This window comes from Rhizorhabdus sp. (assembly GCF_018006725.1).
GTDB lineage: Bacteria > Pseudomonadota > Alphaproteobacteria > Sphingomonadales > Sphingomonadaceae > Rhizorhabdus.
On record NZ_JAGMXV010000018.1, the window covers coordinates 17,071 to 37,400 of the forward strand.

Below are 20,330 nucleotides of genomic sequence, written 5' to 3' on the forward strand. Positions count from 1 at the left end.
CTCGACTGGGCGCCAAGGAAGCAGGGTTCCGGACGAGCGCTACCGGATCACGGGCTGAGCCGTCATCACGTCCGGCTCGTCGTCGTTGGGATGACGCTCAGAACAGCGCCATCAGCGCGTGTATCCACACGGTCAGCGTGTGCTGAATGGCGTCGACGAGATGGTGCAGCATCGGCGTCTGCTGCCAGATATGATCGCCGGCGCCCTTTCCCAAACCTCCGAGGGCGCCGAGCGCCAGAGCGCTGGTAGCCATCTTGCCCCATTTCCCGAGCGTGGAGGACAGCTTCGACACTTGGGTCTGCGCCAATTGGATTGTCGCCGGGTCTGCGGCAGTGATCGCGTTCGGCCTCGCAGCCTGCGCGCGCAGTTCGTCGAGACTTGCCCGGATCTCGCCGATCTCCAGATCGGTGAGGGTGAGCCGATGCTCCTCCGGGGGCTGGTTGTGGCCGATCCGAGGCTGCAGGTAGGCGAACTGGGCGAGGATTTGATCGAGCGCATCGATCTGCGCAGGCAGCCGGCTGAGCAGAGCCGGAAGATCCGGCTCGTCGACTTCGGGTGGCTCCTCCTCATCGGGCTCGTGACGTAGCCCGTAGTCGATGTCTTCGAGGATCGTATGCGGACCGATCTCGGTTTCGGTCATGTTCTCGATTCCGACAGGATATTCCCAGAGGCCCCAGGTCAACGTTCCTAGCTCCGGATGCTCCAGTTCCGCCTGGTGATGGATCTCGGGACCCATGTTCCGTTCGTCGGCGCCGATCGCCTCGAAGTCGAGTTCGTCGGCATCGATCTCGAACACCTCGCCGGTGTCGGCATGCTGGATGCGGGCGGTGCCGGATGCGGCGACGTAGGTCATGCCGTCTTGCTGCCGCAGCGTGCTGGCCAAGACAAGGCACGTAACCGCAGGACGCTAGATTCCTATCTGCTGCGCGCCGGCGGAGAGGCGAAGCATCTCATCAGGGGTCAGTGCCAGGTTGGCGGCCTTGATGGCCGTCATGACATGTTCCGGACTTCGCGCGCCGGGGATAGGCACGACGTTACTCCCGGCATAAAGTGTCCACGCCAGAGCGACAGCCGCCCGCGAGACCGCATGCTTCGCTGCGATATCGTCCACGACGGCAAGACGCTCCAAGTTCGCCTTCTCGGCATCGTCTTGGAACTGGGGCATCCGTTCGCGGAGGTCGCCCGGCATGGAGACATTCCCGAACCTGCCAGTGAGCAGCCCGCGCCCCAGCGGAGCATACGCCATGAACATCGCACCGGCTCGATCGAGGATCGCGGGCTCGTCCTGCCGCTCCGGAGTCGCCAGGGAAAACTCGTTCTGCATGGCCGCCACGGGACTGGTCCGTCCGAACTCCTCCGCGCGCTCCGGCGTGCTTCCCGAGAGACCGAACGCGGCAATCTTGCCTTCGCGCATCAGGTCGGCTGCGACACCGGCGACGACTGCATCGTTTCTCCTCGGATCCGGCCGATGCTGGAGAAGCAGGTCGATTCGCTCCCTGCGAAGTCTCCGCAGCGATGCGTCCACGGATGCGCGCATCGCTGCAGGGCTGCTGTCGCGGACAAGGGTGCCATTACCGCCCGCGGATAGTCCGAACTTCGTGACGACGAAGACGTCGTCGCGGCTTCCGATCGTCCGCCCCAGCAGCTCCTCATTGGCACCGTCGGCATAGAGGGCCGCGGTGTCGAAGAGCCTTATTCCCACCTCGAGCGCCGCGTGGATGGTGTCCTGCGCCACATTCCGCTCGATAGCGCCGTAGATGCCGGTGAGCGCCATGCAACCCAGACCGATCCTAGCAGTGCCGGCTGCGACTGCGGCCACGTCGGCGCCCGTGCTGTTTCGATTCAAGCGCCGCCCCGATGCCTTTCGGCGAACGATATCGCGAGTGCGAGGGCTTCATCTGCATCTTGTGCCCCGAGCACCTTGGCGTGCGGCGCGACCCGGCTCAGGATGCTGGACACGGCGAGGCCTGCAGCGATGCGGAACTCGTGATCGTCGTCGCGGCCCGGCCCGATGGGAATATCCCGGTCAAGCTGGGTCACGAACGTGAGGTCGTACTCGCCCATCCAGCCGGTGCAGATGGCCTCAAGACGCTCCAGCCGTCCGGGCGTCAAGCTTCGGCCAGTCACCTCAAGCGCGGCGACGAGATAGCCCAGCGCGTCGGGCAGCGGCCTGTCGACGAGGATGACGTCGGCGGAGAGGGAGGCCACCGTCTCCAGCCGGATCGCCTCGGCCATGATCCACGCAGTGCTTTCGAAGGTGTGATCCCTGAGGATCGGGAAGCCGAGGTCTCGGGCATTGACCGCGCTGTCGTGGACGTATCTGGGCGAGAAACCCCGCCGGGCGAGCTCGTCCTCAAGCCGGCGCAGGAAGGTCGTCTTGCCCGTCGAGTGCGTACCGGCGACGGCGATCTTGCATGGGCGGGATGTCACAGGAGCGAACCCTGCTGGACGCGGAGGATGTCGGCGTCCTCCATGACGGCCTGGCGCTCGGCCTCGGATAGCGGTGCGAGGAGATGTTGGAGCAGGATTGCCGAGAGGGCTGCGTCGAACGGGGCGGAGTGGGAGCCTCCACCCGTTGCGGCTCCTGCCGCGTCGAGCAGGCCGAGCGTGTTGCCGAGGTACTCTAGGCCGTGCTTCTTCTCGTTGGGCACCAACCGGCGCGCAATGCGGAGCGTGTCGAAGGCGGCCGATGGTTGCCAGTCCTCCATCGCTCGCCCGATGATCTCGAGTTCGACGCGGACATTGTGTCCGACGATGGGGGCATCCTCCAGCCATTCGAAAACGTCGTCGATCACGTCCTCGATCTCCGGTGCGTCAGCGACGTCGCGCTCCCAGATGCCGTGGATCCGCGACACGATGGGGGTGATCCCGCCCTTCGGCTTGAATCGCCAGTGCTTGTAGCGGCCGGTCAGCTGCAGCCCCTCCATCTCGACGATGGCAAGTTCGACGATTTCGGCGGGCGATCCGCCGTTGCCTTCTACGTCGACCGCCCACATGCGCTGGTTCATTCCCATCCCTCCTCGGCGCGTCCATGCCGCCCCGGCAGGTGCGGGTGCGACTTGTCGTGCACCTGAAAGCCGGTGGCGTGCTGGATGAAGTAGCGCTGCTGCTCGGTGCTGTCTTCGACGAGAATGCGCCCGTTCGCGATCTCGATCGTTCCGGTGACGAGCCCGGCTTCGCCCGCCAGAGCGGTGATCAGCTCTCGTGACGGCTCTGCATGTGCGGCCGCGCAGATCTCGACCTGTCCCGCCGGACATATGTCGCAGATTCTCTCGATCCCGAGGTGGCCGTTGTAGTCGGCGAGGCCGTGCGCATGGGCAACGGCGCACGACGTCTTCCGGAAGATCGGCTGATCGCCGAACGCGTCGAGGATGTTCCGCTCGACGAGGCGCGGCATGATCTTGCGCCTGGGCGCGCTGTCGTAGAGGTCGGGCACACCGATCGAACGCATGTGCGCCCTGATCTGGCCCCTGTGGAAGAGACCGGTGAAGACAGTGGCATCGGCAAGCCGGGCGAGCTCGCGGGCCCGTCCGATCACGTCGTCGCCATCGTTAATGCCGGCGATGATCGGGCGCCAGTAAAGGATCCGCTTCGTCCTGACTGCGTGAGCGGCGAGCGTTGCGAGCGTCTTCTCCGCGATGGCGCTGTCTATCGGCTCGATGCGATCGTCGTCGATGCCCGACCAGGTGACGAGGACGGTCAGCTTAAGGCTGGTGAGGCGCTCCATGCGCTCGACGTCCTCGCGATTGACCCGCCACCGGCTGATGACCAGCACGGGGTTGGTCAGGCCCTTGCCATCGAGAAGTTCAAGCGTCTTGTGGAGGTGGTCCTTCACGCGCGGTAGGAAGGGATCGGTCGCCCTGTTGAAGATCTGGATCGGCGTTCGATGGGGTCGGAACGCCCAGTGGGTGGTGAGGGCGACGACCGCGGCTTCGTCGTCCATGACGAGGTGGGGCCTCTTCATATCGTAGTTATCGAACAAGTGCCGTACGCAATAGGCGCAGTCCAGCGGGCAGCCGACCACATGGTTGAGGCTCAGACCCGACTTACGATACTCGACCACGTCGCGCAGCGACGCCGGCAAATCCGCCGGCGCTGTCCGCAGCGCTTCCACGTCCTGTGTCATTTTTCGAATGAATCCCATTAACCGATGCGATCACTTCAAAATCATACGAGGGGCGGCCGTCAACGCGAAGCGACTTCGGAACCCGCGAAGTTGTCTACCCACCATCACGAGGTTGTTTGACATTCTTGGCCCGAAACCCTTTGTTCGGCTCACGGCCAGCCTCAGTCGGTCGATCAGGGCATCAGCGAAAGACCGGAGGGTCTGCTTTCGCCGAAAGCGGTCATTCAAGCGGCGTACCGGGAACGACGGCTTCGTCCCACTCTCGGTCATTCGCTGCCGCGTTAACGAAAGGCAGCTTTTAGGATCGACTGCATCCACTCGGAATGACCGAGATTGGGGCGCGAAGCTGCCATGCGATTGAGATCGATAGCGACGGCAGCTTCCGACCAGATTTGGTCGTTCTGGTCATCACCTGTAAACGTCAGGTCCAGCCGAAAGCGGTCGATAGCGGATGGCGAACCGGACGGTCAGCAATGCGCCCTCGAGCCGGTAGTTCGAGGCTACCGTCCATCTCCCCGAAACCGGCCGTTCCTTGGCAGCACCCGGGTCGGACGCGCCACTCTCACGCGGCCGCAGACACCCACCGGTTCCCTGAACGGGCGCTGACCCGGATCATCTCCGGTGCCTCAAACCTCATGGTATGAGCCGCTCTGCCCGCAAGCGCGTGAACAGTTCGAAAAAGGCGTCATCCGTGGGCTGATAGCCAGTGAAGCCCAACCGGCGGCTTTTGCTCATGTCAGTGACCACCTCGATCGGACGTCCCAGGTCGGCGTCGGTGTGCCACGGCGAGGAGAGGCGGTGCAAATCCGGCTCAACCAACCCTTCGCGCTCGGCTATAGCGTGCCAAACGGGCCCATCGTCTGCCATCTGCTCCTCGAGCGGCTGGACACTTCCGTCGAAATCCGCCGGCTCCAAGCCAAACCATCCAGCGATCCGGTTCCACATCCAACTCCAACGAAAAACATCGCCGTTGACGATGTTGAACGCCTCGTTGTGCGCCGACGGGGTTGTCGCTGCCCACAGGAGGTGACGTGCGAGCAGTCTGGCGTCGGTCATGTCGGTGAGCCCGTGCCACTGCGCCGCCGAGCCTGGGAAGCGGAACGGACGACCAGTTTCGCGGCACAGGGTCGCATAGACCGCAAGTGTGGTGCCCATGTTCATCGCATTCCCCACCGCCATTCCGATTACTGTGTGAGGGCGGTGCACGCTCCACGAGAACCCGTCGCGCTCAGCGACTGCGAAAAGCTCGTCTTCCTGGGCATAATAGAAGTTCTCGATGTCGAGCCGGCCCTGCTCCTCGCGAAACGGTGTTTGCGGCAGCGTGCCTTTGCCATACGCCTCGAAGGGCCCGAGATAGTGTTTGAGGCCCGTCACCAGTGCGACATGTCGCGGCATGTTCGGCTTGGGCAGTCCGTCCAGAAGATTGCGCACCATGGCCGAGTTGACGCGAATGTTCTCTGCTTCGGTGTCTTGCCGCAACCAGGTGGTGATAAAAACCGCGTCCGGCTCGAGGTCTTTCAGCGCCTCGGCCGCACCACTTCCGACCTGCAGATGGCGGCGACCGGGTGAACTCCAGCCTGCGCTGCAGGACGGCGGGCGAGCCCGTGAACTGTCCACCCCAGTTTCACCAACAGCGCCGCTGTCGCACTTCCGACGATCCCGCTCGAGCCGACCACCAATGCCGTCTTTGCCACGCATGTTCTCCGTATTGTCCTCGTGCAGAAAGTGCACAAGTCGCGGCAACGATCCCGATACCGGACGATGGCCCTTGTTCAGGAAAGCGAGGCGCTCACCTCCGCGATGATCTCGAAGGATCTCAGCCGCTTTTCAGGATCGAAGATGTCGGACACGATCATAAGCTCATCGGCGTCTGTCCGTTCGGTCATGCTGCGCAGCCCCTTCCGAACAGTTTCGGGACTCCCGACCACGCTACAGGCAAGCATTTGCGCTGCCTGGGCCTTCTCATGGGGAGACCAGTAAGCTTCGATGTCGTCGATCGGCGGCTGCATGAGGTCGCGCGCCCCCCGGAAGATTCCGGCGAACGACATCTGCTGCGACGTTGCCAGCCTGCGAGCCTCTTCATCGGTGTCGGCCGCGATCACATTGATCCCGACCAGAGTGTATGGCGCACTCAGCTGCTCAGACGGCTTGAATCGTTCGCGGTATATCTTGAGGGCTGTATCAAGTGCTTGTGGCGCGAAGTGAGAAGCAAACCCATAGGGAAGCCCCAACTCGGCGGCCAGCTGCGCTCCGAACAGGCTCGAACCAAGGATCCACAGCGGGACGTCGGTATCGGAGCCAGGCACCGCCTCGATCCGCTGGCCAGCCTGAACGGGACCGAGGAACGCCTGCAGCTCCAAGACGTCTTGGGGGAAATGATCCGAGTTACTTGGATCGCGTCTCAGCGCTCGCAGCGTCAACTGATCGGTCCCAGGTGCCCGACCGAGTCCAAGGTCAATGCGCCCCGGGAACAGCGTGGCCAGGGTGCCGAATTGTTCTGCGATCACATAAGGCGCGTGGTTCGGGAGCATGATGCCGCCTGCCCCGACGCGGATCGTGGTCGTTCCCGCAGCGATATGTTGGATCACGAGCGATGTCGCCGCGGTTGTGACCGTCGGCATGTTGTGGTGCTCGGCGACCCAGAACCTCTGGTACCCCCAAGCTTCGGCTTGCCGGGCGAGCGCTCTTGCCTCGTCGAGGGCGGTCCGGCGATCGCTCCCCTGTCGCACTCTTCCAAGTTCAAGGATCGATAACGCTGTCATGAAATTGTCCGTCCTGCCGGGGGCGTGCCCTCGACCTCAAAAGTGGAATGTGACGCTGTGCCTGTTTCGAAAGCAGGTTTCCTGGAGCATTCAGCGCAGCCGTGCATCCAAGCCATACTGGGTGGGGACGCCAAGGTTCTCACGGAGAGTGGCGCCGATATAGTCCTCGGGATAGATGCCCCGCTCACGCAGGATCGGAACGACCTCGTCGACAAAGGTGTCGACGCCGTCCTCGTAGACGTCAGGCAAGATCCAGAATCCGTCAGCGGCGCCGGCTTCGAACCATTCCTGCAGGTGATCCGCGTGGACCTCGGCTGGGCCTATCGTAACTGGGTGATAGTCGATTACCCCATGGGCGAGGATGTCGCGAGGCGACCAACCTTCGCGGGCGACCTTAAGCGCAACGCCCGATCGCGGATCTCCCGATGCCGCACGGGCGGCCGACAGCTGTGCGGGAGTGAGCGGCTGGTCGAAAGCAGCGGGGTCCAGGCGCAAACCGAGCATTGCACCAAGGTGTGGGAGCCGGGCCGGAAGTGTGTCGCCCGACAAAGCGATGCGGCGGTCAAGCCCCTCGCGAACAGTCGGTGCTATCGTGCTCATCAACCCAGCGAAGTACTTGATCTCGTTTGGGTCGCGACCGGCGTCTCTTGCCGCGTTCCGGAACATCTCGCGCTGAGCACGCGCTTCCTCAATGGTCCAGACCTCTGCGATGAAGCCGCTTGCGTAACGTCCGGCCAGCTGGAGCATCTGGGGACTGGGCCCTCCTGAGCCGAAGATGACCGGCTGCCCCTGTTCGGACGGGGGAATGAGCAAGGGGCCGCGCGATGCGACATGCTCACCCTGCAGGTTGATGGGTAGCAGCTTGGCAGGATCGATGTAGCGCCCCGTGTCCGTCCGCGACCCAGGCGTCGGGCTCCCAGCTGCCCCACAAGGCTTGAACTACCTGCACCGTCTCGTGCGCGCGTTGATACCTCGCGTTCCGTTCGCCTACTGGCATGCCGTAATTTGCCGCAACGGCAGGATCGCTGGTGGTGACGGCGTTCCACCCGGCACGCCCGTGACTCATCACGTCCAGTGCCTTGAACTGCCGAGCCGTGTTGAACGGTTCTTGGAAAGAGGTTGATCCTGTCGCGACTAGGCCGATGCGACTCGTTGCTTGTGAGATCGCCGCCAGTTGCAGCATCGGCTCCATGATGTTGAGGATGGGCGCGTATTCCAGGTCTCCCCGCAGCGCAGGGAAGTCAGTGGTGAAGAGAAACGCGAACCCGCCGCGCTCGGCAGTTTGAGCATAGCGGATGTTAGCCTCGACTTTGGCATAATTGGCGGGGTCAACACCTGGCGCGCGCCAAGCTCCGGGATGGTTACCGTAGCCCGAGGTCAGTCCCATGCCGAGGATCATCTTCTTATCCATTATCGGTTCCTTACCGACTGTGTCGTCTCGTCAGACGCCGCGAAGGCGTCCAACCTAACAATCGAAATTGCTGAAGCGGGCGATGCTCGCGCCTGAGCTTTATCAGTCGGGGTGGTGGGCGGTCATGGCGATCAAGCAGCTAAGGGTCTGCTTATCGCCCGCCGCTAACCCGCTTAGTTCGTGAAGACCTTTAGGTTGACGTCGACGTTGCACCGGATTGCGTTGGAGTAAGGACAAACAGCATGAGCGGCTTTGACAATCTCCTCAGCCCTAGCCTGATCAACGCCTGCAATCTCCACCTCTAAGGAGACGGCGAGTTTAAAGCCGCCTTCCCCGTTCGGCAGCAGGCTCACCTCACAAGCAACGTCGATGTCGTCGTCACGCACCTTGTCCGCCTGCGCCCGGGTCACGTGGATGATTGCGTTCTCGAAGCAAGCTGCGTAGCCGCCGGCGAAGAGCTGCTCGGGATTGGTTGCGCCGCCTTTGCCGCCGAGTTCCTTTGGCATGGCAAGAGGCAGATCAAGGATGCCGTCTTCGCTTTTGATAGTGCCGCTGCGACCGCCATACGCATTCACTCTGGTCGTGTAGAGGTGGCTCATGATGAATCCTTTTCGGGTTTGACGATCGGACGAGTTCGCGGGTTGATGCCTAGGTCGAAGGTTGATCCACGAGGGCGAGCAACTGCTCCTTGTGCATCTCCGCCCAGGCACGGACGCCGATCGCAGGGCGTCCCAGCAGGTAGGGCACGTCGTCCTTAACGGTGCCCATATAGCCCATGCGTCCGTCGTCGAACTGCGTCAGAAGCTCGAACGAACTGCGGGCGTACCAGTCCTCGACCGGCATCGTGCTCTTCTTGAACAGCGCCTCCATGTCCGACGCGCCGAGCATGTTGCAGCGAATATCACGGTCGAGCACTTCGCTGAACGCAGTAGCCAACTCGCGAGCGGTCATGGTCTCGGTGCTAAGGTAATAGTCCTTCGAACCATGGCGCTCCGGACCATCACGCAGGACCTTGGCGGTGACGGCGGCCAGATCGTGAAGCGCGACGTAGCCTACGCGGTTCTCGCCCCAGAACGTCGAGAACGTGCCGCCAATGGGCTGAGACATGCTGAGCATGTTCTCGAGAAACACATTGGGATGCAGGTGCGTCCAGGCGATGCCGCTGGCTTCGATGTAGGCTTCGACGAGCGCGAACCAGCAATATTTCGAATCCGTGGCGTCGTCGGCCGCGAAGACGCCCTGGTTGACGATATGTCGCACGCCCGCCTTCTTCGCCGCGTCCACCACCGTCTTAGTCTGGTGGGTCATGGCGATGGTGTAGCCGGTGAGGATGTTCATACGGTCGACGCCGTAGAGCGCCGGGCCGAAGGTGCGCGGATCGTCCAGATCAAACAGGACCGCATCGCGCCCCTCGGCGCGCAGTCGATCAAGATCCTTCTGCTTGCGCACGCCGATACGGATGCGCGCGCCTCCGGAGTCGCGGTCGAGCTCCTCCAGGATATGCCGGCCGGTCTGGCCGGTAGTGCCCATGAGGAAGATGAGAGGGCTGGTGTCGGTCGTCATGGGCGTTTTCCGATGATTAGAGGAGGCGAGAAGCCGGATGCGACGGGCCGAAGCATTCTCCAGCCCACGCACCGATCACATGAACAGCGCCCGGGTCAGCCGCACGGCATAGTCGGAGTCCGGGTTGGCGGTGCTGTCGCCGACGCGCTCCATGATCGCTTCGATCGCCAGATCGCGACGCTTTGGCAAACGCGCCCGCTCGGTCGCGGCAAGCGCGGCGGGGATCTCATCGCGTGTCAGGTCGGTGCAGTAGACCGGCGAACCCGGCTGCTGCCGCCAGGAGTCGGCAAGGCTGCCCGCGTAGACCGGCTCGAGCCCGGTTTCATCGACCAGTCGCATCGCCACTTCGCGCTCGCGCTCGCCATCCGCGGCGACCGGGATCGCGATCCTGCCTGCCGTTTCGGCCGGCGCAGCCTTCTCGGCGAAGGAAGCCGACGTGATGGCGTTCCACGCCTTTGCGATCGGACGACCGAGCTGTTCCGCCACCCAGGCGCTCTCGGTCTGGCCGCCCTCGATCGCCGCGATCTCGCCATCACGCTTGGGGTAGTAGTTGGACGTGTCGATCACGATCGTCTCGGCGGGTACGCCTGCGAACAACGGCGCGATCTTAGGGATGGCGCCGAGTTGCGTGGACAGGATCACCACATCAACCCCGGTGACGGCCTCGGCGGAAGTGACCGCACGCGCACCGTTCGCGAGCAGGTCGGCGTCGATCGTCTCGGGGCCGCGCGAGTTGGCCACCTTCACCTCGTGGCCCGCCGCGCTGAGCCTCTTCACCAGCGTTCGACCGATATTGCCGGTACCTAGAATGCCGATCTTCATGTGCAGATCCTCTTCGTGCATGCGTCACCAATGCGCGACGATCCGCACAGCGGACGGCGTCGCGCTTTGGAGAGGCTTTGTTCTGGAGAAATGGGGCCGGGTGTTCCCGCCCCCAGAACGTACTCAGGCGTGAAAGGTCACGCTTGTTTCGATCGGCACGCGATCCATGCGCACGCGGTTGCCCGGAGCATCTTCATCGGGATAGCCGAAGGAGATGCCAAACAGGAGCTTCAGCTCGTCGGGGATCCCGAGGAACTCGCGGATTGTACCAGCGAAGAAGCCTAGCGCGGTCTGCGGGATGCCGCCCAGGCCACGTGCGGCGAGCGAGAGCAGGAAGGTCTGCCCGTACATGCCTATGTCGCCCGCCACGCGGACATTGTCGCCGAACGACGGCATAAATAGGAAGGCTGCCTGAGGCGCGTTGAAGAAGGAGTAGTTCCGGGCACCGGCACGGTGGCGTCCCTCCTTGTCCTCGCGCATGACGTTCATGGCTTCGTAATAGGCTTTGCCGAGGGCGTTGTTGCGCTCGCGATACTCGCCATAGAAATCGTTCACGTCGAATGAGAAGTCTGGCGTGAACTCGCCCGCGTCGTTCTTCGCATGCAGCACCGCCGAAAGCTGCTTCAGCTTCTCGCCACGCACGATGTGGGTGTTCCACGGCTGCGTGTTGCAGTTGGACGGCGCGTATTGCGCATCTTCCAGCACTTCCCGGATGACGGACTCCGGAACTGCTTGGTCGAGAAAACCGCGGATCGAGCGGCGCACGCGGGTCGCTTCCTCGAAAGACAATGTGTCGCGAGGCGCCTCGGCCTCAGGTCGGATAAGCTGGGTTGCCATGAACTACCTTCCAAATCGTCTTGTGGTTTATTGATCGATCTTGTTTGCGGGCCAGGCGAGGTCGTCGAGCGTGGCACGCAGACTGGCCATGTCGTCCTCGGTGAGCTTGCAGGCGCTCCTGACCTGACCGCTGACGGCCTGCACGCGCTCACGAAGTGCTTTCCCGGCAGGGGTCAACTCGATCAGCACGCGTCGCTCGTCCGTCACATCGCGCGTTCGTGTTACCGTTCCGGCAGTGGCGAGGCGCTTGAGGAGCGGGGTAATCGTACCGGTTTCCATCCCGAGCTTAGCGCACAGGTCGCCAACCGTACGGGGGGTTCGAGCAAACAGTTCAAGCAGAACGAGGTACTGGGAGAATGTCAGCCCGAGCGGCTCGAGGAACGGCTTGTGCAGCCGAGCCATACGGTTGGCCGCGCCATACAGGGCGAACGCCAGTTCGTTCCCCGCGCCAGAGGTGGACGCCGCTTGATCGCGGATAGCATCTGAAGTGAGCTGTTCCATAGCGTACTATATAATAGCTTGTGGTGAAGCAGCAAGTGGTAGACTGCGACGATCGACCAATTTTTCTGATCGCTGGAAACGGAAACGAGACATGTCGCCTGTCGCCACCACGGGTGCCCCTCCACCGCCTCCTGCTCGGGAGAAACTGACGCGCGATGCCATCGGGATCATCGCGGTGCTCGTCGTCTCGACCTTCACCGTGATTCTAAACGAGATGCTGATGATCGTTGCACTAACGCGGGTCATGGCGGATCTCGTGATTTCCGCCTCGACGGATAGTGGGTGACGAAGGCGTGCATGCCGCCGGGAGCAAGATGAACAAACGGCCGGGTCCGGGGAAGCGTTAGGTCAAGCCGAACGTCGGGAACTGGGTCGGCTGCCGATCGGCAGCTTTCCGCCTTCAAACATTGCAAACCGGACAGTCTCCTGCCGGCCCAGTTGCGGTCGCGACGACGCGCCTGTCGATCAAACGTCGAATGTCGGTTCCGGATAAAACCTGTCGTTCGGCGTTTTATGAGGGAATGACCGCTTCGTCCGACAAAGCCGACATTGCAATTGCGCTCGCTGGTTCGGCATCACACATGCGGCGCTATGACAGCAGACGAGATCAGGGCCAAGATATCCCGCGCCGTTCAGCATGCTCCCGAATGGTTGCGGCAGGACTTGGTTTCGAAAGAGCCGGCCGCTCGCAGCCGCGCCGAGGAAACCTTGGTCGCCATCATCGCCGCGGCGCTGAAAGAATGAGAAATCCAGGCTTATCAATGCGCTATTCGCTCGACTGTTGGTCGGAACGGAGCATTGGTGGCGTTGTGAGTCGCGGACGTCGATAGCCCACGACGCCAACCCGGCAGGCTGATCCGCCGGGCTTTGGGTGGTGGAAGCGGCGCTGGTGCCGCTCCTTGAAAAAGGAACCACCTAATGGCTCTCAAGCCCGATATCGAAGACCTGCAGCTGATTCTCCTCACTGCCGCCGCTAAGACCGAAGGCGGCTCCATCCTGCCGGCTCCGGCGCATATCTCCAAATATGGCATTCATGTCCGTGACGCCGTCGGTCTTCTCGTCGACCGAGGCCTGGCTGAGGAGGTCAATGTCGACGAGGCGCAGATGAGTTATCGCGCCGATGACGAGAACCTGTTCGGCGCTGTCATCAATGACGCGGGCCGGGAGACCGCAGAGAGCAGCGGCCCTGCGCCTGACCACCCGGAGATGAACCCGGCTCGACGCGGTCGTAAGCCGGTGGCGAAACCGACTGCAGCACCGCCGCCGCCCGCCGCTCCGATAGCGAAGGTGCCGGGTGGCAAGCAGGCGAAGGTCATACAGATGCTCAGCCGCAAGCAGGGCGCCTCGCTCGATCAGATCACCGAGGCGACCGGCTGGCTGCCGCATTCGGCCCGCGCAGTGCTGAGTGGGCTCCGGAAGAAGGGCTACGTCATCGACCGGACGACCACCCCGAAGGGCAGCTTCTACCGGATCGCGAAGGCCGACTGATGACCAAGCTGGACCAGACCCTGGCTGCGCTGGCGACGATGTCGTCAGCGCAGCTCCGGCAGGAATGGCAGGCTCGTATGAGGAGCGACTGTCCGCCCTTCGGTCCGGACTTGCTCCGCCATGCCTTGGGCCATCGCGCCCAGGAGCAGGCTCACGGACGGCTGGTAAAGGAAGCGGCTCAGGCCCTCAGGGCCGCAGCGGGGCAGGGGGCCGCATCGCTCAAGCCCGGCACGCGCCTCATCCGCAGTTGGAACGGCCGCGATATCTCCGTGGTCGTAACCGACGGCCGCTTCGAGTTCGACGGCCGCTCTTGGCCATCCCTCTCCGCCATCGCGCGGGAAGTCACGGGCACCTCATGGTCCGGTCCGCGCTTCTTCGGGCTCAATGGAGACGGCTCCGATGGCTAAGAAGAGTGGCAATCAGCGCGTCGGCGCGATCCGCTGCGCGGTCTATACCCGCAAGTCGACCGAGGAAGGGCTCGACCAGGAGTTCAATAGCCTCGACGCACAGCGCGAGGCCAGCGAAGCCTATATCACCAGTCAGCGTCACGAGGGTTGGGTGCTGGTCAAGGAGGCCTATGATGATGGCGGCTTCTCCGGCGGCAATATGGAGCGGCCAGGGCTCAAGCGGCTACTGGCCGATGTGGAGGCCGGCCGGGTCGACGTCATCGTCGTCTACAAGGTCGATCGCCTGACCCGCAGCCTCGCCGACTTTGCGAAGATCGTCGAGGTGCTCGATGCCAAAGGTGCTTCCTTCGTCTCGGTGACGCAGGCGTTCAACACCACGACGAGCATGGGGCGATTGACGCTCAACGTGCTGCTTTCTTTCGCCCAGTTCGAGCGCGAGGTCACCGGGGAGCGTATCCGCGACAAGGTCGCAGCCTCCAAAGCCAAGGGCATGTGGATGGGCGGTACCGTGCCGCTCGGCTATGACGTCGTCGACAAGAAGCTCGTCGTGAATGAACCCGAAGCGCAGCAGGTTCGCCACATCATGGAGCGTTACGTCGCGACGGGAGGCGGGCGAGCGCTCCTGGCAGAGCTGGAAGCGACCGGATATCGGACCAAGCGCTATGCCTCGCGCGGCGGCAATGTGTTCGGGCGCGGACCGCTTTATCATCTGCTGAACAACCGTATGTATCTCGGCGAGATCCGGCACAGGGATAGCTATTATCCCGGCGAGCAAGAGCCGATCGTCAGCCAGGAACTGTGGGACGAGGTCCAGCGGGTGATGTCCGGGAACCGGATCGAGCGGAGCCGGGGTAGCGATTTCAGTCAGCCCAGCCTGCTGGCGGGCAGGATCTTCGATGGTGAGGGCAGGCGGATGACCCCGAACCACGCCGTCAAGAAGGGGCGGCGATATCGCTATTATATCACGGCGCCCGATCAGCTGGACGCAGGCTCATCCGCTTGGCGCGTGCCCGCGCACGATGTTGAGGTGGCGACCATCCAGCTGATCCAGTCGATGCTGGCAGGCCGCCGGCAGGTGGTCTCGCTTATCGGTTCGAGCAAAGCTGATGTTCTGCGGGATGCGCTTCATCACGCCCATCGGCAATCTCAGCGATTGGAAGACACTTGCGAGAGGCGCGCGCTCCTGCACGAACTGGAACTCACCGTGCATCTGTCCGACGAGCATGTCGAAGTGAGGCTCGCGCCGAACCGCATCGCAGCCCTGCTCGGGGGCGGTGTCGATGTCACCGATGGCGAGCCGATTTATTTGCGGGCACCGGCAGTCAAGGCACGGCGGGGGCAAGAGACTAAGCTGATCATCTTGGATGATCGTGGCCGGGCGGATAAGTGCCGGGACAAGGGATTGATCGCGCTGCTCGTCGAAGCACGGGATGCCTATAAACTGGTGCTCGATCATCCGGATCAATCAATCCGCAGACTGATCCGGCAGGTGGCAAAGTGCCGACACCGATTCTACCGGCTGCTCCGCATCGCGATGCTGGCGCCCGATATCGTCATCGCTTGCACCGAGGGAACGCAGCCGATCCATCTGACGCCTGCGGTTTTGCTGGAAACTGATCTTCCGATAAGCTGGCAGGAACAGCGCGAACGTCTCGGATTCGCCTGACCTCCAGTATCACGGCTGACGCCGTCGGTTCTCCGGCGGCGTTTCTTTTCGTCCATCGCACTTGGCTGAGGTGGCTGCCACAAAATGGGGCGGTGAGACGGGGCGCCAGATTGGCCGTTTCCAGCCGGCAGCTACAGTCTCTCGCCAGCCAGTGGCGCGAGAGCCGGTGGGCAAAGCCCCGGGAAGTCGGCTATAATTTCCGGGTCGGGACCCGAAGCCCGGAAATACCATTGCCAGGTAGAATACCTGGTGCCGGCTGCAGGGATCGAACCCGCGACCCCCTGATTACAAATCAGGTGCTCTACCAACTGAGCTAAGCCGGCCCTGGCGCTCTCATGCGTCAGGGAATGCCGAAGGTCCAGCCCTCAAGCGCGGCAAGAGCTGGGGAAAGTGCGGGCGGATGCCAAAGTTCTTCCCTTTGGGCCGCCTGCGACAGCCACAGCGCGGTGACGAGCGCGTCGGTGCTGTGGTCGTCGTGCCGGTCCAGCGTGGGAGCGTCCTCTACGCCCAAGCCGGCGAGGGCTAGGGCAAGGCGCTCGGCGTCGCGCATCTTGCTGCCGCCCTTCAGCCCGGCCGCGCGGGCCGCGATGGTCGTGTAGATTTCGACGATGACGGGGCCTTGTTCGGGCAGCGGATCGAACGGCCAGACCGCTATGCGTCGGTCGAGGCGGTGGAGCAGCCGCATCCCGGTCAGGCTCGACTTGCCCACCTGTGCCGCGCCGACGAGGTTGAAACAACTCGTCGCGGGCGCGTGGCGATTGTCGCGACAATGGCGCTCGGTGACGCGGAAGCGCCCGTTGCCGGAACCGAACAGGTCGCCTTGCCGTCCGCCATGGCGACGAAAATGGGGTGCGATATCAGGATGATCGATGAAGCTCCCGGCTTCCAGATGCGGATCGTCGCGGCACAGCCGGTCCACCGCAGCCCAGAGTGCGCGGGCATCGGAGGGGCTTTCGGCCCAGCCCGGCAGATAAGCGCCTGCATCGGCGAAGGGTAGGGCGGCGGAGAAGTCCACGCCGATCAGCATGTCGCTTCCCCGCTCGGCATGGTCGAGAAGCCAGTCCAGGATGGTCCTACGCGACCAGGGGCCGGGCACCAGTACAGGAGACATGCCGGCTTCGACCGTGGCAACGGCTATGCCTGGTTGCACGGGGCCCTTGGCGCCCGACCAGTCGATGCAGGCGAAGCTGGCGAAACGGCGGGTCATCGCTGGCAGGGCGCTGTCAGCGTTCGGCGCGTTCGGCGCGCAACTTGTCCCAATGGGCCAGACGCTCGCTGATCCGCGCCTCATAGCCGCGCGGCGTCGGCGCGTAGAATCGCTGCGGCGCCATCTCCTCCGGCCAATAATCGTCGCCCGAAAAAGCGTCCTCGGCATCATGGTCATAGGCATAGCCCTTGCCGTAACCGATATCCTTCATCAGCTTGGTCGGGGCGTTGAGGATATTCTTAGGCGGGCTCAGCGATCCCGTTTCCTTCGCCGATCGGAAGGCGGCCTTCTGCGCGGCATAAGCCGCGTTCGATTTGGGCGCGGTCGCCAGATAGAGGCACGCCTGCACGATCGCCAGTTCGCCCTCGGGCGAGCCGAGAAAGTCATAGGCATCCTTGGCGGCTAGGCACTGGACCAGCGCCTGCGGGTCGGCGAGGCCGACATCCTCGCTGGCGAAGCGGACCAGGCGGCGCAGGACGTAGAGCGGGTCTTCGCCGGCGACGAGCATCCGCGCCAGATAATAGAGCGCGGCCTGCGGATCGGACCCGCGCAGCGATTTGTGAAGCGCCGAGATCAGGTTGTAATGGCCCTCGCGGTCCTTGTCGTAGACCGCCATGCGCCGGTGCAGCAGCTTCGCCAGTTCGCCAGGTTCGAGGGGGTGGTCGATGACGATCGAGAAGAGCGTCTCGACCTGGTTGAGCAGGAAGCGCCCGTCGCCGTCGGCCGACGCCACCAGCGCCTCGCGCGCATTGGCGGTCAGGGGAAGGGGCCGCTCGACCAGCTCTTCGGCGCGCGTGATCAGCCGGGTCAGCGCGGCCGCGTCGAGCCGGTTGAGGATCAGCACCTGCGCCCGGCTGAGCAGCGCGGCGTTGAGTTCGAACGACGGGTTCTCGGTCGTCGCGCCGACGAGAACCACGGTGCCGTCCTCGACATAGGGCAGGAAACTGTCCTGCTGTGCGCGGTTGAAGCGGTGAATCTCGTCCACGAACAGCAAGGTGCGCGCGCCCAGTCGCGCATGCTCCCGCGCCTCGGCGAAAATCTTCTTGAGGTCGGCCACCCCCGAGAACACCGCCGACACGGGCGCGAAGCGCAGGCCCACGGCATCGGCCAGCAGGCGGGCGATCGTGGTCTTGCCCGTGCCCGGCGGTCCCCACAGCACCAGCGAGGAGAGGCGGCCGGCCGCGACCATCCGTCCGATCGCGCCTTCTGAGCCGGTCAGATGTTCCTGGCCGATGACCTCGTCGAGCCGCGCGGGGCGCAGGCGCTCAGCCAGCGGAATGCTCTCGGCGGTTGGGAGATGCTCGCCCTCGGGCGCAAAAAGGTCGGCCATGGCCGGGATATAGGGCGTGCGGCCGGGCTCGCCCAGCTTTCTGCACGAGGCCTCTTGTCAAAACTCTTTCAAGATATATCTTAGACACATCAAAAACGATTCGATAGGTATTTTGAAAATGCATTTTTTCCACAAAGTCCGCGCCCATGGTGGGCATGGCATGCGCCATGCGATGCGCGGCCGCCGGGGTGGATTCTTCGGTGGCGGCCCGGATATTTTCGGGGATGCTTTCGGCGGCGGCTTGGGTGGCCATGGTGGCGGCCGGGGGCGTCGGCGGGTGTTCGACGGCACTGAACTGCGCCTGCTGCTGCTGGCATTGATCGGCGAACAGCCTCGCCACGGCTATGACCTGATCAAGGCGATCGAGGAGCGGACCGGCGGCAGCTACGCGCCCAGCCCCGGCGTAATCTACCCGACGCTCACCATGCTCGAGGATATGGGCCATATCGCCGAACAGGCAGCCGAGGGCGCCAAGCGCCTCTTCGCGATCACCGATGCGGGCAGGGTCGAGATCGGCGAGCAGGCCGAACTGATCGAGGCGCTGTTCGCTCGGCTCGACGGGCTCAATGAAGAGGTGTCCGGCGGCGGGGGCAGGGCACCCGTCAAGCGGGCGATGGTCAATCTGGCCATGGTGCTGCGGGAACGGATGGCACAGCGCGACCGCGAGGATCTGGGCCATGACATCGCGGCAATCCTCGACGAGGCCGCCCGCAGGATCGAGCGCCTCTGATGGTCGCCGCGATCGCCTCGGTGCCGACGACCTCGGCCAGCCGCTACCTCCAGCAGCTCTGCAAGCATTGGGCGCATAATCTGGCGGTCAGTTTTGACGCGCAGCATGGCTCGGTCGTCTTCCCGCGCGACGCGCGCGGGGCCGACTGGCCGGGCGATGGTCGGGCGACCTTCGATGTCGAGCCGGACGCTCTCCGCGTGCGCATCGACGCAAGCAGCGCCGAACAGCTGGAAGGCCTGCAGGGCGCCGTCGCGCGCCACCTCGACCGCTTCGCCTTTCGCGAGGCGCCGCTCAGCTTCGACTGGCAGCCGGCCTGATCGGCCAGCGACTGGCGGAGTTCAGGGGACGGGGCTCTGCCGGGTCATCCGCACGCCCGCCTGATGCTGGCGGATGATGCGGACATAGGCGTCGACCAGTTCCTGGTTGACCTGGTCCCAGCCATAGCGCGCGCTCGACTGCAGGCCGGCGAGGCCGATCTTCTGGCGGAGTTCGCCATCCTCGCAGAAGTGGCGCAGCGCGTCGGCGAAGGCCTGCGTACGCCCCGGCTGGATCAGCCGTCCGGTGACACCGTCGTCGATCAGGCTCTCGCTGCCGGTCGCGCGGGCGGCGACCACCGGGAGCCCCGCTGCCATTGCCTCGAGCGTGACATTGCCGAAGGTCTCGGTGACCGACGGGTTGAACAACATGTCCATCGAGGCGACCGCGCGGCCGAGATCCTCGCCCGCCTGAAAGCCTGCGAACACGGCCTTGGGCAGCCGCTTCTCGAACCATTCGCGCGCCGGGCCCTGGCCGACGACCAGCACCTTGTGCCGGACCTGCTTGCGTTCGAGCTGGTCGATCGTGTCGGCGAAGACGTCGAGGCCTTTTTCCATCACCAGCCGTCCGACGAAGCCGATGACCACGTCGTCGTCGTCGATGCCGAGCGAGCGGCGCCATTCCAGGCTGCGGCGATCGGGACGGAAGATCGTCCGGTCGATCCCGCGCGACCATATGCCCACGTCATAGCTCATACGCTGCTCGCGCAGCAGTTGCGCCATCGATTCCGACGGCGCGAAGATCGCGTCGCAGCGGCGGTAGAAGCGGCGCAGCAGCGCCTCGACCACGGGTTCGAGGAAGGCGAGGCCATAATAGCGGAAATAGGTCTCGAAGCGCGTATGGACCGACGCGACGACCGGAAGATTACTGTGGAGAGCCAGGCTGACCGCGCGGTGCCCCAATATCTCCGGGCTGGCGACATGGATGATGTTCGGCGCGAAGCGGCTGATGTCGCGCTTGATCGAGGGCGGGATCATCAGCGGGAAGCGATATTCGCCGCGGCCGGGAACGGGCAGCGACGGGATGCTGACGAGATCGCCGGTCGGGGGGAAGGCCGGCTCGTCGATCGTCGGCGAATAGACGCGCACGGCGGCGCCCAGGCTCAGCAGATAGCCGACGAGCCGGTTCAGCGCCTGGTTCGCGCCATCGCGCACATAGTTATAGT

General features: G+C 63.8%; 23 protein-coding genes, 1 tRNA gene and 1 pseudogene. 7 read left to right on the forward strand and 18 right to left on the reverse strand.

The genetic code is table 11. From position 1 onward, the window contains the following. Window positions 1-97: 97 nt before the first annotated feature. The 14 genes and pseudogenes from KAY22_RS04675 to KAY22_RS04740 all read right to left on the reverse strand — a co-directional run bounded on the left by KAY22_RS04675 (window position 98) and on the right by KAY22_RS04740 (window position 12,022). Window positions 98-853 carry a hypothetical protein gene (locus tag KAY22_RS04675; protein ID WP_296620572.1) on the reverse strand — a complete coding sequence of 252 codons (756 nt, stop codon included), beginning with the start codon at window positions 851-853 and terminating at the stop codon, window positions 98-100. Between the two features lie 54 nt (window positions 854-907). Next, window positions 908-1,819, reverse strand: a complete 912-nt coding sequence (locus tag KAY22_RS04680; protein WP_296620574.1) for an aldo/keto reductase — start codon at window positions 1,817-1,819, stop codon at window positions 908-910. Window positions 1,820-1,842: 23 nt separating this feature from the next. Further along, window positions 1,843-2,430, reverse strand: a complete 588-nt coding sequence (locus tag KAY22_RS04685; RefSeq protein ID WP_296620576.1) for an AAA family ATPase — start codon at window positions 2,428-2,430, stop codon at window positions 1,843-1,845. Next, complete coding sequence (locus KAY22_RS04690) at window positions 2,427-3,008, reverse strand: 3'-5' exonuclease (RefSeq protein ID WP_296620577.1); 582 nt, start codon at window positions 3,006-3,008, stop codon at window positions 2,427-2,429. Before KAY22_RS04690 ends, KAY22_RS04685 begins: the two co-directional genes overlap by 4 nt. Further along, complete coding sequence (locus KAY22_RS04695; protein ID WP_296620579.1) at window positions 3,005-4,126, reverse strand: hypothetical protein; 1,122 nt, start codon at window positions 4,124-4,126, stop codon at window positions 3,005-3,007. The genes KAY22_RS04690 and KAY22_RS04695 overlap by 4 nt, the downstream gene beginning before the upstream one ends. 633 nt (window positions 4,127-4,759) lie before the next feature. After that, window positions 4,760-5,820 (reverse strand): annotated as a pseudogene (locus tag KAY22_RS04700) (SDR family oxidoreductase). Between the two features lie 78 nt (window positions 5,821-5,898). Then, a complete protein-coding gene (locus KAY22_RS04705; RefSeq protein ID WP_296620581.1) occupies window positions 5,899-6,888 on the reverse strand; it encodes an LLM class flavin-dependent oxidoreductase in 990 nt (329 codons plus the stop codon). Between the two features lie 90 nt (window positions 6,889-6,978). Beyond that, entirely contained in the window at window positions 6,979-7,701 is a 723-nt protein-coding gene (locus tag KAY22_RS04710; protein ID WP_296620583.1) for an LLM class flavin-dependent oxidoreductase, read from the reverse strand. A gap of 22 nt (window positions 7,702-7,723) precedes the next feature. After that, window positions 7,724-8,299, reverse strand: a complete 576-nt coding sequence (locus KAY22_RS04715) for an LLM class flavin-dependent oxidoreductase (RefSeq protein ID WP_296620585.1) — start codon at window positions 8,297-8,299, stop codon at window positions 7,724-7,726. A 173-nt stretch (window positions 8,300-8,472) separates the two neighbouring features. Next, window positions 8,473-8,898, reverse strand: a complete 426-nt coding sequence (locus tag KAY22_RS04720; protein ID WP_296620587.1) for an organic hydroperoxide resistance protein — start codon at window positions 8,896-8,898, stop codon at window positions 8,473-8,475. Between the two features lie 49 nt (window positions 8,899-8,947). After that, window positions 8,948-9,862, reverse strand: a complete 915-nt coding sequence (locus tag KAY22_RS04725) for an NmrA family NAD(P)-binding protein (protein ID WP_296620589.1) — start codon at window positions 9,860-9,862, stop codon at window positions 8,948-8,950. A 75-nt stretch (window positions 9,863-9,937) separates the two neighbouring features. Next, window positions 9,938-10,684 (reverse strand): NAD(P)-binding domain-containing protein, encoded by a 747-nt coding sequence (locus KAY22_RS04730; RefSeq protein WP_296620591.1) that lies wholly within the window; start codon window positions 10,682-10,684, stop codon window positions 9,938-9,940. A gap of 123 nt (window positions 10,685-10,807) precedes the next feature. Continuing rightward, entirely contained in the window at window positions 10,808-11,449 is a 642-nt protein-coding gene (locus KAY22_RS04735; protein WP_296620593.1) for a nitroreductase, read from the reverse strand. Between the two features lie 99 nt (window positions 11,450-11,548). Next, on the reverse strand, window positions 11,549-12,022 hold the full coding sequence (locus KAY22_RS04740; RefSeq protein WP_296620595.1) for a MarR family transcriptional regulator: 474 nt from the start codon (window positions 12,020-12,022) through the stop codon (window positions 11,549-11,551). 91 nt (window positions 12,023-12,113) lie between these two features. Here KAY22_RS04740 and KAY22_RS04745 point away from each other — a divergent pair, with 91 nt between their 5' ends. The 5 genes from KAY22_RS04745 (at window position 12,114) to KAY22_RS04765 (ending at window position 15,583) form a co-directional block, all read left to right on the forward strand. After that, window positions 12,114-12,308, forward strand: a complete 195-nt coding sequence (locus KAY22_RS04745) for a hypothetical protein (protein ID WP_296620598.1) — start codon at window positions 12,114-12,116, stop codon at window positions 12,306-12,308. 305 nt (window positions 12,309-12,613) lie between these two features. Further along, window positions 12,614-12,766, forward strand: coding sequence for a hypothetical protein (locus KAY22_RS04750; protein WP_296620599.1), 153 nt, complete (start codon window positions 12,614-12,616; stop codon window positions 12,764-12,766). Window positions 12,767-12,940: 174 nt separating this feature from the next. Further along, on the forward strand, window positions 12,941-13,510 hold the full coding sequence (locus KAY22_RS04755; protein ID WP_296620600.1) for a DUF3489 domain-containing protein: 570 nt from the start codon (window positions 12,941-12,943) through the stop codon (window positions 13,508-13,510). Further along, window positions 13,510-13,917 carry a DUF2924 domain-containing protein gene (locus tag KAY22_RS04760; protein WP_296620601.1) on the forward strand — a complete coding sequence of 136 codons (408 nt, stop codon included), beginning with the start codon at window positions 13,510-13,512 and terminating at the stop codon, window positions 13,915-13,917. The genes KAY22_RS04755 and KAY22_RS04760 overlap by 1 nt, the downstream gene beginning before the upstream one ends. After that, on the forward strand, window positions 13,910-15,583 hold the full coding sequence (locus KAY22_RS04765) for a recombinase family protein (protein WP_296620604.1): 1,674 nt from the start codon (window positions 13,910-13,912) through the stop codon (window positions 15,581-15,583). Before KAY22_RS04760 ends, KAY22_RS04765 begins: the two co-directional genes overlap by 8 nt. Window positions 15,584-15,830: 247 nt before the next feature. Here the strand turns inward: KAY22_RS04765 and KAY22_RS04770 are convergent. From KAY22_RS04770 to KAY22_RS04780, 3 genes are all read right to left on the reverse strand, one after another. After that, window positions 15,831-15,906: transfer RNA gene (locus tag KAY22_RS04770), tRNA-Thr, on the reverse strand. 17 nt (window positions 15,907-15,923) lie between these two features. After that, window positions 15,924-16,790 carry a hypothetical protein gene (locus KAY22_RS04775; RefSeq protein WP_296620607.1) on the reverse strand — a complete coding sequence of 289 codons (867 nt, stop codon included), beginning with the start codon at window positions 16,788-16,790 and terminating at the stop codon, window positions 15,924-15,926. Window positions 16,791-16,806: 16 nt separating this feature from the next. After that, window positions 16,807-18,120: a replication-associated recombination protein A gene (locus tag KAY22_RS04780; protein WP_296620610.1), complete on the reverse strand. Its 1,314-nt coding sequence runs from the start codon at window positions 18,118-18,120 to the stop codon at window positions 16,807-16,809. Between the two features lie 118 nt (window positions 18,121-18,238). On the opposite strand from KAY22_RS04780, the gene KAY22_RS04785 reads away from it, so the two are divergent. Then, on the forward strand, window positions 18,239-18,850 hold the full coding sequence (locus tag KAY22_RS04785) for a PadR family transcriptional regulator (RefSeq protein ID WP_296620612.1): 612 nt from the start codon (window positions 18,239-18,241) through the stop codon (window positions 18,848-18,850). Then, window positions 18,850-19,167, forward strand: coding sequence for a DUF2218 domain-containing protein (locus tag KAY22_RS04790; protein WP_296620614.1), 318 nt, complete (start codon window positions 18,850-18,852; stop codon window positions 19,165-19,167). Before KAY22_RS04785 ends, KAY22_RS04790 begins: the two co-directional genes overlap by 1 nt. 21 nt (window positions 19,168-19,188) lie before the next feature. On the opposite strand, the gene KAY22_RS04795 is transcribed toward KAY22_RS04790, so the two are convergent. After that, the coding region (locus KAY22_RS04795) for a glycosyltransferase family 1 protein (protein ID WP_296620616.1) at window positions 19,189-20,330 on the reverse strand (1,142 nt) is incomplete at its 5' end.

Bases quoted from the DNA above. Each gene is read 5' to 3' on its own strand.
- KAY22_RS04720 (WP_296620587.1), bottom strand. From the start codon at position 8,898: ATGAGCCACCTCTACACGACCAGAGTGAATGCGTATGGCGGTCGCAGC.
- KAY22_RS04725 (WP_296620589.1), bottom strand. From the start codon at position 9,862: ATGACGACCGACACCAGCCCTCTCATCTTCCTCATGGGCACTACCGGC.
- KAY22_RS04745 (WP_296620598.1), top strand. From the start codon at position 12,114: ATGTCGCCTGTCGCCACCACGGGTGCCCCTCCACCGCCTCCTGCTCGG.
- KAY22_RS04760 (WP_296620601.1), top strand. From the start codon at position 13,510: ATGACCAAGCTGGACCAGACCCTGGCTGCGCTGGCGACGATGTCGTCA.
- KAY22_RS04740 (WP_296620595.1), bottom strand. From the start codon at position 12,022: ATGGAACAGCTCACTTCAGATGCTATCCGCGATCAAGCGGCGTCCACC.
- KAY22_RS04785 (WP_296620612.1), top strand. From the start codon at position 18,239: ATGCATTTTTTCCACAAAGTCCGCGCCCATGGTGGGCATGGCATGCGC.
- KAY22_RS04730 (WP_296620591.1), bottom strand. From the start codon at position 10,684: ATGAAGATCGGCATTCTAGGTACCGGCAATATCGGTCGAACGCTGGTG.
- KAY22_RS04715 (WP_296620585.1), bottom strand. From the start codon at position 8,299: ATGGATAAGAAGATGATCCTCGGCATGGGACTGACCTCGGGCTACGGT.
- KAY22_RS04675 (WP_296620572.1), bottom strand. From the start codon at position 853: ATGACCTACGTCGCCGCATCCGGCACCGCCCGCATCCAGCATGCCGAC.
- KAY22_RS04755 (WP_296620600.1), top strand. From the start codon at position 12,941: ATGGCTCTCAAGCCCGATATCGAAGACCTGCAGCTGATTCTCCTCACT.
- KAY22_RS04695 (WP_296620579.1), bottom strand. From the start codon at position 4,126: ATGACACAGGACGTGGAAGCGCTGCGGACAGCGCCGGCGGATTTGCCG.
- KAY22_RS04690 (WP_296620577.1), bottom strand. From the start codon at position 3,008: ATGAACCAGCGCATGTGGGCGGTCGACGTAGAAGGCAACGGCGGATCG.
- KAY22_RS04765 (WP_296620604.1), top strand. From the start codon at position 13,910: ATGGCTAAGAAGAGTGGCAATCAGCGCGTCGGCGCGATCCGCTGCGCG.
- KAY22_RS04750 (WP_296620599.1), top strand. From the start codon at position 12,614: ATGACAGCAGACGAGATCAGGGCCAAGATATCCCGCGCCGTTCAGCAT.
- KAY22_RS04790 (WP_296620614.1), top strand. From the start codon at position 18,850: ATGGTCGCCGCGATCGCCTCGGTGCCGACGACCTCGGCCAGCCGCTAC.
- KAY22_RS04705 (WP_296620581.1), bottom strand. From the start codon at position 6,888: ATGACAGCGTTATCGATCCTTGAACTTGGAAGAGTGCGACAGGGGAGC.
- KAY22_RS04780 (WP_296620610.1), bottom strand. From the start codon at position 18,120: ATGGCCGACCTTTTTGCGCCCGAGGGCGAGCATCTCCCAACCGCCGAG.
- KAY22_RS04775 (WP_296620607.1), bottom strand. From the start codon at position 16,790: ATGACCCGCCGTTTCGCCAGCTTCGCCTGCATCGACTGGTCGGGCGCC.